This window comes from Polaromonas potterensis (assembly GCF_033446725.1).
GTDB lineage: Bacteria > Pseudomonadota > Gammaproteobacteria > Burkholderiales > Burkholderiaceae_C > Polaromonas.
Map to the genome: position 1 here is coordinate 1 of NZ_JAWQLX010000022.1, position 1,395 is coordinate 1,395.

At 61.0% G+C, this 1,395-nt stretch carries 2 protein-coding genes; one reads left to right on the forward strand and one right to left on the reverse strand.

Annotation, left to right across the window (positions count from 1 at the left end; all coding sequences use genetic code 11):
- On the forward strand, positions 1–278 hold a 278-nt coding region (locus R6254_RS21905; RefSeq protein WP_318409803.1), incomplete at its 5' end, for a hypothetical protein.
- Between the two features lie 22 nt (positions 279–300).
- On the opposite strand, the gene R6254_RS21910 is transcribed toward R6254_RS21905, so the two are convergent.
- Positions 301–1,383, reverse strand: coding sequence for an IS110 family RNA-guided transposase (locus R6254_RS21910; RefSeq protein WP_318409804.1), 1,083 nt, complete (start codon positions 1,381–1,383; stop codon positions 301–303).
- Positions 1,384–1,395: the final 12 nt, after the last annotated feature.

The window sequence follows — 1,395 nt, forward strand, 5'->3', positions numbered from 1 at the left end:
TCCTATATGGACTCCCCCCAAACGGCAAGAAACTGACTGATAGTGTGGCTTTTGGGGAAGCGCCTGCAGTCGTATATCCGGCATCTGTTGTGGGATCGTGTGTGTCCCGTGCCGACATGGAATCTGCGTCACCGATGCGCCAATCGTTACAAGCGGCAGGCAAGCTGCCGGAAGAGTTATCGGCGTCTGTCGGTGCGGGGCGAACCCTGTTTGCCATGATGGTCGATCAATCTCGTCGCAAGCGTGGATGGGTGATAGGTCAATTCATTTCTTGGTGACGGCTATTTGGATGTTGGCACCTTACGCGGACATCACAAAGCTCTCCCTGTTGATTTTTCTGCTGAGTCGTTCACTTTCGTCAAACGGCTCCTTGTCTCTGAGCGTGGCATAGCAAATCCGCGCCAGCTTGTTGGCCAGCGCGCAGGCTGCCTTGTTGTGGTTCGCTCTGCCCTGCACATCCAGCGCCCATCGGCGCACACCACACACCTCACGCCCAGCGGTATCGGCCACCTTGGCCGCGCGCAGCACACTCCTGGCACCGTGTGTGAGCAACATGCGCAGATAACGGTCACCCCGTTTGGAGATGCGCCCCAGGTATCTGCTTGATCCTGAGCTGTACTCCTTGGGCGTCAGCCCAAACCAGCTTGCGAAGTGCCGGGCATCCTTGAAGTGGCTCACATCACCCGAGGTGGCTGCCACCAGCGCCGTGGCGGTCAGCAGCCCAATGCCTGGGATCGACAGTAGCGTGGTGCATGCCGGGCTGAGCCTGGCGACTGCCGTGAGTTCACGCTCCAGCTGGGCGATGCGGGCTTCGAGCAAACGGATCTCATCCACCAGCAGCTTGGCCGTTCCCCGGATCAGGTCGGGCACGGCCGTGTTGGGATCAGCCAGCACTCGGCTGATCGTCTCGATGCCGGTGCGTGCGCCTACGGGGATGGCAATGCCAAACTCCCGGCAGAAGCCGCGCAGGGCGTTGATGCGCGAAGTGCGTGTGCCCATCCACAGGGAGCGGATGCGGTGCAGGCCTTGCAGCGCCTGCTGCTCGACGGATTTGACGCGTACCGGCCGGATGTCAGATGCCCGGGCGGCTTCGAGCAGGGCCGCAGCGTCTGCGGCATCGGTCTTGTTGCGCTTGACGTAGGCGCGCACGTACTGGGCGGGCAATAGCTTGACCTCAATGCCCAGCCCATTGAGCCAGCGCGCCCAGTGGTGGGCCGAGCCGCAGGACTCCATGATCACCAGGGAAACATCACGATTGGCAAACCAGCGCTCGAACTGGGCGCGAGTGAGGCGATGCGTTTCAAGGATGCGCCAGTGTTCATCGGCCACGGCCAGTTGAAAAACGGATTTTGCGAGATCGACGGCAACGGTAGTAGCATTCATGTCGGACTCCTT

What these genes read in the sequence shown, in the direction of transcription:
- R6254_RS21910 (WP_318409804.1), bottom strand. Translation starts at nt 1,383, where the DNA reads ATGAATGCTACTACCGTTGCCGTCGATCTCGCAAAATCCGTTTTTCAA.